Annotated in this window: 1 pseudogene; it reads right to left on the reverse strand. The window is 54.9% G+C overall.

The annotated features are described in order from the left end of the window. Positions 1–357: pseudogene (locus RVY79_RS17015) on the reverse strand (site-specific integrase); the annotation flags it as partial. Positions 358–583: the final 226 nt, after the last annotated feature.

Genomic DNA, 583 nt, shown 5'->3' on the forward strand with positions numbered 1-583 from the left:
GGTCAGGTGTCGAATGATACGGGTGCTGTTCTTCTGTCCACGAGCGCTCCACCACAAACCGCTGGGGTCTTCGCCAGTCGCTGCAGTCACCGTGCCCGTCAGGAGCCGTTGCCTGAAATTTTGGAAAATGGCCTGCTCGTCTGGATACGTGGCATGCACGTCCAAGTAGGCAAGGAATAGTCTGACTGAAGCAGTGACCTTGACCATCCAATCGGGGCTGCGGGCGTCCCAGTGCTCAATGAGGTAGTCGAGAAGAACGTCAACCGGACCTTGAGCAGTGAGCAGGACTGGCACCTCGTAGTAGATGCCACTCTCGTCAGTGAAGACCCGTCCGGCTACGACAGTGGACACAAACATTGCCCTTCACCCCAGCTTGAAATTGGTAGCCCCGGACCTTACTCAACGCACCCGTCCGCACATCGAGCCGGTCTGCATACCCTATGGAATGTGGATTATTAGGGGGTAAATAACAATGTCACGGACACCGAACACCGAGAAATCTCGGCGCCGTGATGTTGAAATGCCACACCACCCACCTGAATTCAACAAAGTGTGGATGTAATTTAGGGGGGAGGAACTAACG

This window comes from Chromohalobacter sp. HP20-39 (assembly GCF_033052815.1).
Classification (GTDB): domain Bacteria; phylum Pseudomonadota; class Gammaproteobacteria; order Pseudomonadales; family Halomonadaceae; genus Chromohalobacter.